Source organism: Methylacidimicrobium cyclopophantes (assembly GCF_902143385.2).
GTDB classification, from domain to species: domain Bacteria; phylum Verrucomicrobiota; class Verrucomicrobiia; order Methylacidiphilales; family Methylacidiphilaceae; genus Methylacidimicrobium; species Methylacidimicrobium cyclopophantes.
In genome coordinates, this window is record NZ_CABFUZ020000091.1 from 1 (window position 1) to 6,799 (window position 6,799).

At 56.4% G+C, this 6,799-nt stretch carries 5 protein-coding genes and 2 pseudogenes; 3 read left to right on the top strand and 4 right to left on the bottom strand.

What is annotated here, in order from left to right; translation table 11 throughout:
- Positions 1-73 precede the first annotated feature (73 nt).
- A pseudogene (locus FN369_RS03030) lies at positions 74-307 on the bottom strand (N-6 DNA methylase); the annotation flags it as partial.
- 1,269 nt (positions 308-1,576) lie between these two features.
- On the opposite strand from FN369_RS03030, the gene FN369_RS03035 reads away from it, so the two are divergent.
- The 3 genes and pseudogenes from FN369_RS03035 to FN369_RS11410 form a co-directional block, all read left to right on the top strand.
- Positions 1,577-1,888, top strand: a complete 312-nt coding sequence (locus FN369_RS03035) for a hypothetical protein (RefSeq protein ID WP_142524736.1) — start codon at positions 1,577-1,579, stop codon at positions 1,886-1,888.
- An 877-nt stretch (positions 1,889-2,765) separates the two neighbouring features.
- Positions 2,766-4,385 (top strand): IS1634 family transposase, encoded by a 1,620-nt coding sequence (locus tag FN369_RS03040; protein ID WP_142524737.1) that lies wholly within the window; start codon positions 2,766-2,768, stop codon positions 4,383-4,385.
- Positions 4,386-4,717: 332 nt separating this feature from the next.
- Positions 4,718-4,935, top strand: a pseudogene (locus FN369_RS11410) (IS5/IS1182 family transposase); the annotation flags it as partial.
- Here the strand turns inward: FN369_RS11410 and FN369_RS03050 are convergent.
- From FN369_RS03050 to FN369_RS03055, 3 genes are all read right to left on the bottom strand, one after another.
- Complete coding sequence (locus tag FN369_RS03050) at positions 4,879-5,019, bottom strand: hypothetical protein (protein ID WP_178087641.1); 141 nt, start codon at positions 5,017-5,019, stop codon at positions 4,879-4,881. The pseudogene FN369_RS11410 and the gene FN369_RS03050 overlap by 57 nt on opposite strands.
- 203 nt (positions 5,020-5,222) lie before the next feature.
- Positions 5,223-5,387 (bottom strand): hypothetical protein, encoded by a 165-nt coding sequence (locus tag FN369_RS11045; protein ID WP_178087642.1) that lies wholly within the window; start codon positions 5,385-5,387, stop codon positions 5,223-5,225.
- Positions 5,388-5,510: 123 nt separating this feature from the next.
- Positions 5,511-6,089 carry a hypothetical protein gene (locus FN369_RS03055; RefSeq protein WP_178087643.1) on the bottom strand — a complete coding sequence of 193 codons (579 nt, stop codon included), beginning with the start codon at positions 6,087-6,089 and terminating at the stop codon, positions 5,511-5,513.
- Positions 6,090-6,799: the final 710 nt, after the last annotated feature.

Below are 6,799 nucleotides of genomic sequence, written 5' to 3' on the forward strand. Positions count from 1 at the left end.
CTTATCTGTTAAAGCTCAATAGCGGGCTTCACGACGGAATCTCCCAGGTGTAGCGCGGACGCAGCGTCGCGACTCAACGCCCATACCCCAGCTCCTTCAGGTTGGCCGCGATGGCGGCATCCAGCTTGGCGGCCTCGGCCTGCTGCTCGCGCAGTCGCGCCACGAGCCGGGCCATCTTCTCCTCGAACGGCTCGCCGTCGTCGGGGGCCGCCTCGGCACCGACGTAGCGCCCAGGGGTGAGCACGTAGCCGTGCTTGCGGATCTCCTCCAGCGTGGCGCTCTTGCAGAAGCCGAGGATATCGGCATACGTAGGGGCAATCCCCTGTGGTTGCCCTGAATTCTGCCCCGGCAGGTTCTCTTTATCCCATTCTTCCCTTAACTCCGGAAAGCGTCGCAGGAGAAAGCGATGTGGGAGGTGGTTGCCGTTCTCCGAGTGGTTCACTGTGCTCAAAGCGCCGGCCAACTCCTGCGCAAACCGCTCCTGGATCAGGCCAACCCGTTTCCGGGGCTCCTTGACAAGCGCGAGGATGGCCTCGTTTGCATCCATCATCGGCACGTTCCTGCTCGTGATTTGAGCACGGTTCTAATGTCTATGGTCTACGTGCAGCTTGCCATGTTACTCTACAGCCTTACGATCCGTCAACGACATGACCAGGTCGTTCGGTACGCGGAGTAGATCGGGTGCAGGAAGGTTGGCGCGGCGGCTGGGGTTCCTTTTGAAAAGCCACGGGATGGCTAGAACATAGGATCTAGATCAGCCCCTCCGAACAAGCCTCACGGGGACCCTGCGCCCGCTTGGGATCCGGTCCTGCGACCGAGCAAAAGCGCCTCCCCAGCGATGCCATGAGATTACCGTCTACCCTGAAGAACCCCTGGCCGTAACCCATGTTTGGTGGAAGTTTCGTAAGTCGTTGATTATCAATGCCTGGTTTTTCAATGTGTCACGATGTGGCCGTTTTTGGAGCTATTTTTTCTCTTTCCAAGGCTCTAAGGAGCTGACTTGCAGGGCGGAAAGGATCTGACGGGCCTGCTCGCTTACCTGCAGTGACCCCGCGGTGTTTGGTGCCAGCGATGTCTGCCTCGGGCGTCTTTGGACAGTTCGGAGGTCAAGTCAAGGCCTCTTGGCTGGAAAAGGGGAGCTTGGCTGACTTTAGTTTTTTGTTTAAAAATCGTTCGAGCAAAAAGGCCAAAGCGGCAACAAAGATATGGGCCTGGACGCGCTGGCGCGGATCCTAGGGGATAGATCGGACTGGATCTCTAAGATAAGCTTGGGGCTTTCGGAAGGCTTGCTTGGGCTCTAAGTAAGCTCCTTGTAGCCTCAGACGGCTTCTACCGCGCAAGAGATGTTTTCCTCTGTTAGGATCAGGTACTTGCCTTCGAGAAGCTTTTGCTCTTATATTTTAAAGCTGTAAGGATGCCTGAAGGATTGCCTGAAGAGTAAGTAGGTGCAGCACTAAAAGATTTACTCGAAATGCTTCAGAAGGTGAGCGGTTCGCAGGCGGGTAAAAAAGACGGAAAGATGCGGGCTAACGAGCCGTTCGGCGGCGCAGCCACAGCATGGAGACGACCGTAAGCGATGGAGTCATCGGTTCTCCGCGTTCTGGTCAGCCTTGGAGTTCCTGGGGTCGCGCTCGGAATTTTCTACCTGCTTTTCAGGAAGTTCAACTGGAGAGTCCCCGAGGCATGGGTTGGCCCCGCCGTGGTGCTTTTCATGGTGTTGACGTCCTCAATCGTCTTCTATGCCCTGACATTATGGGGGCCTCCTCATCATGAACCAGTTTTGGAGTCGAAGCCGGGGGGTAAGCCAAAAGTTGAGATCGTTGGCCCGCCAAGCGTTCCCCTGGGCAAGACAGCTTACTTTAGGATTATCACCGAAAATGTCGTTTGAATAAAGTGGAGCATCGCCGGCTTCCGAGACGAACCGGTTGTTGTAGAGCCGGTAGGGCCTGTTCATGAGATATATGTCGAGCCGACGAACACAGCTCGCGTGAACGAGCAGTTCGTGATCGTGTTCGATGCTTATAGCAGCGATGGGAGTTGGGCTCGGGCGACAAGAACATTTATGGTGGTCCCGAGATAGCGGCGATCACGCCGAACCGGGCGGTGCAGCAGACCAGGGCCGCATGAAGGCTTATATACCTCATAGGTCGCTCGGCGGCCCCGGCTGCCAAGCTTTGTCCCTCGGCGCCCGGATAAGCCGGTCTGTGTAATAGTGCAACCCATGCGAATGTTTACAGGTATACCGACGGCTTGCCACCGTGTTCGATGGCTTTTGCACGTTGCGACTCACCCGCTTGTGTCGGTGGGGCCTGTGTCCGTCGTCGAGATAGGCTGCAGCCACGCGCAGGCTATCCGGACGCCTGTACCGAGAACGCCGGCGAACGGTCATGGTCCCGCCCAATAGCCCATGCTTGGCGAAACTTTTGTAAGGTGCTGATTATATGGGGTATCCCAAAAGGTCATGATAGACCTGTGGTTCTGGTCACTCCCTACCGCCAGGATCCGTGGCGGCGGGATCGAACATTCACGCGGAGGCGGTAACGATGAAACAGCGAAAGAAGTCAAAATATGTGCATGAAGGTTAATATGTGGCTGAGGTAGAGGTCACGCTGGCAGAGGACTATACCGGTTGGTCCCCTTATCTGATATTCCGCAAGTTTTTGACAATTTTCTCGGTGCATCAATGACTTATATACATTTGTGTAGGACCTAATAACGCGAATATGCCGTTGACATATGCGCGATAACTTGTTAGTTATGTAGGCATGTACTTGCAGGAGGTCCGCACACGCCAAAAGGGGAAGATCTATCGAGCTTATATCGTCCGGGAGTCCTACCGGGTAGGGAAGCAGGTGAAGACGCGGCGGATCGCCAACGTCACCCGGTTGCCGGAAGAGGCTCGGGAAGTGCTGGCGGCCGCCTTGCAAAAAAAGCGCCTTGTCCCTGTGGAGGGGCTCGAAGCCCAGGAGGCGCTCGATTACGGAGGATTGGCGGTTCTCGAAGAAGCCTGGCGTCGCTTTGGCCTGGAGGAAGTCTTTGCCGGGGTCGGCTCGGAGCGGAAACAAAGGCTTTTGAAGGCGATGATCTTTGGCCGGATTCTCTTTCCTTCCTCGAAGCTGGCACTTCGGGAGGAAGCGCGGGGTACCCTTTTGGCCAAGGCTTGTGGGCTCGAGGAGAAGGATCTGGAGGAGGACGAGCTCTACCGGGCGATGGATGAGTTGAACGGCTTTTGGAGCGGGATCGAGAGGAAGCTTTACCAAGGGAGTCAGCCGCAGGGGGCGAGCCTGGTGCTCTACGACCTTTCGAGCGTTTACTTCGAAGGGGAGGGTCCAGAGGGACTGGCGCAATATGGTTACAGCCGGGATCACCGGCAAGACCGGCCACAAGTTCTTCTCGCGGTTGCTACGGATGGCCGGGGGATTCCGTTTCATGTGGAGGTGCTGAGAGGGAATCGGGCGGACAGCACGACCTTGACGGGGCTCTTGGTCACGCTCAGACGGAGGTTCGGGATCCAAGAGGCGACCTTCGTCTTCGACGGGGGGATGAAGAGTTGGTGGAACTTGGAGATCCTGACCGGCATGGAACTTGAGTACGTGACCCGATCGACGCAGACCAAGCTTCGGGAGATCCTCAGGCGTCTGCCCGAAGACCGGCAGCTCTGGCTAACGGACCGGACGCGGGTGCTGGAGATCGAGCATGAGGGAGTGCGCTATGTCGTTGCGGGAGGAGAGTGGCGGGTTCTGCGGGACCGCGAACGGCGGCAGAGCCGCATCGCCCAAGGGGAAGAGGTGCTCCACCAGATCGCGAAGGCGGCACGCCGGCGGGTGGATCCCGTCGATGTCGGAAGCCGGGTCGGCCGAGCGCTGCAGAGACTCCAAGCGCACAAATACTTCCAGTACGGCGTCGACGCAGGCGGACGGTTCTGGTGGAAACTGGATCAGGAGCGGGTCAAGGAAGAAGAGGCGATCGACGGCTGGTATCTCTTGGAGACCAATCTCCCTGCGGCCAAGGCTTCGGGCCAGGCGGTGCTCACCCACTATAAGCAGCTTGCTATAGTCGAGGCCGCCTTCTCGGAGCTCAAGAGCTACCTGGAAGTCCGTCCCGTCTATCACTGGCGACCGGACCGGGTCCGCAACCATGTAAGGATCTGCTTCCTGGCCTTCTGGATGAGCGCGCGGCTCGGAGCCGAATGGGTGGCCAAGGGCTTTACCGAAGAGGTGCCCAAGCTGCTTCGGCGTCTTCAGGCGATCCGCTTGGTCAAACTTTCTCTGAAAGGACAACCGCTGATCGGGCTCTTCTCTCGGATTCCCTCCGAGTTGAATGCCCTGCTGCAAAAGATCGATCTACTCTCCCTCTTCGCTTCTCCGCCCAAGTGGGCAATGTAGGCAGAACGAAAAATCATTTTCGTTCTGCTGCAATCACTTGCGACCAGACGTTGCGGAAGATGAGTTATCTCAGCGTTGAAGATGCCTATAAATTGGACGACGTGAGAGAGGCTCTTCGCGGGGGAGACTTGGAGTCAGCAGCGAAATACGGGCAAATCTACCAGCTCCGCCCGGTACCACATCAATGATGGCATAACAAGCAAATCAGTCGGACGGCGCTACGCGCCGCCGCCAATGCGGAGCGTTGGACAGCAGCATCATAAAACATCTGGCGCCGGAAACCCCGGACCCCACTCCGGGGCGAAGGTGGACAGATCTTTTATCATGGAAGCACCCTGGATGCCATTGAACCGATAAAGCGGCCCCGAGGCCGGCTAGAGAAAGAGGCCCAAGAAGCTGCATGCTCCATAAAGCCTATGATGCAGCCGAGAAGCGACAGGCATTGTAGAAGCGGCGAATTCAGCCCAGAATCGCACAGCGCGGGATTGAAAGCTCAGAGAAGCTGGGGCGCTACCGTTGGGTCGTCAAGAGAAGCCATTCGCGGCTGAACCATGTGCTCGTGCGCACTCGCCGGCAACTCCTCATGGGCCATGACCAGCTCTTCCCGGAGGCGCTCCCCAGGCCAAAGCCCCATGACCTCAATCGGGATCTCAGGCCTTGGGCCCTGGGATGCCAGTGGTCGCGACTGTCCACGAGGGCGACAAGGATGCTGGTATCAATCGCGGCATGCCGAGGGATTCTCATCGTAGAGACCTTCGGCGTCCGCGACGGCATCCCCGCCCCCCGCTATAAGCCCCGTCAGGCGATCCAGGTGTGAACCTGGCACCGTGTGCAGGATCAAGGGCGAGAGCTCGGGAACAGCCGCCCCTCGGGCTCCTTCCTCAGCCCAATAGGCCCTGGAAGAAACAGCACAAAGTCTAATACCTCGGCCATCTTCTCAGCCGGAAGCTCATCCAGGGCTCGTTCAACCGCCTGCTTGATCTGCTGTTTGCAGATCTTCATGTCCTTTATCCCTTGCGCTTGCTTTAACCCCTAGAAAGCTGGCCTTGCGTCAACCAGGCTCATCCAAGCAATAACGACTGCCACCAACATTATCTATCTCACACTGTCGCTATCGCACGCCACCTAGCGAAAGAAGCTCCCCCAGACGGCCGCAACATCCTGGTCGTGCAAGGCAGCGGCTTTCAATCGCTTGTAATCGTACGGATTGATTGGCAAACACCCAGGCCTTCCCGGCATGGGGTTTCGAGCAAGCCCTTGAAATCCTGCCCTCTTTATCGCGTCCTTCTGTCTCTCAGCGTTTGGCCACTGCTCTTTGACCGGCTGATCTTGGCAATTACTCTTTCTCCAATCCCAGACTTCCAAAAGCTCCTTACCTATAGTATCTATCAAGGCTATGCATCCTTCAAGAAGCCCTTTAAAGCTAGAGACAGCGTCGCCTGCTAGAAGATGACAAAACCCCATCGAGTCCTCGCCTTTGCTGAGCAGGCTTGCCTGAGCCATCCGGCAGACTTCGGGGATGTCCGGATCTTTAGGTAACCGCCAAGTTACCTTGGCTAGGGGCGCTTCAGCCGGCCCATATAGCCCTGAAAGCGAGACTTCGTGAAAAACGGTTTGTCGGCCGCGGTGCATCCAAGTATTTCGGAGCCCAAGGAGCCAATCGATCCAGCCTTCTCCGCCGTCGCTGCACACAAGGTTGTACACCCGTGTGCCGGCTTCCTGCTGGACGCCACTCAGACGTTGGATTGGCTTTCCCATCTCTTGCCTAAGGCGGCTAAAAGTAATTCGTTCCATCTCTTTCCGCAGAGGGAGGACCCCTACCACCAGGGCCGCAACGCAGTCCAAGGCGCTGATCAGAGCTCGAGCGACGCCTACCGCATGCAACTGGACCAAGCGTGGGCAGATGGCTTGGAGCAATGTCTTAGGACGGTACACAACGCTAGACTGCCGTTGCTTCACAGGACGGTACACAACGCTAGACTGCCGTTGCTTCACAAAATGCTCTTGAATATTCCTATTGAACCACTCTTCGTGGCACTTGGTCCAATAAGACAATTCTAAAAAGTGCAAATAGGCCTCCAATAGGTTCTGAAGAACCGTCCTCGATCCTTGGCAGATCGTGTCACTGACCAATATTCTCCGAACTGTAGCATCGGTAGAATTATCAGTTTTCCACCATTTTATCCCCCAGGGAGGACCATCCGAAAGGTCAGTAAAAATAGACTCCTTGAGACCATTCAAATTTGGCAGTTCATAGTGGAAGTGATGTAGCACATTATAATCACTTGTTCCATCTTGCGTTACAGGCTGTTCTAGTAGACGAACGAATGGGTGGTCAGTCATGGAGCCCTCCGTAATTTCACAGAATAAATCGGCTTGGCAACGATTTCAAGCTGGAGTTTCTTCGATTTTGC

Coding starts and splice junctions, on each gene's coding strand:
- FN369_RS03035 (WP_142524736.1), top strand. CDS start 1,577: ATGGAGTCATCGGTTCTCCGCGTTCTGGTCAGCCTTGGAGTTCCTGGG.
- FN369_RS03050 (WP_178087641.1), bottom strand. CDS start 5,019: ATGGGGCTTTGGCCTGGGGAGCGCCTCCGGGAAGAGCTGGTCATGGCC.
- FN369_RS11045 (WP_178087642.1), bottom strand. CDS start 5,387: ATGAAGATCTGCAAACAGCAGATCAAGCAGGCGGTTGAACGAGCCCTG.
- FN369_RS03040 (WP_142524737.1), top strand. CDS start 2,766: ATGTACTTGCAGGAGGTCCGCACACGCCAAAAGGGGAAGATCTATCGA.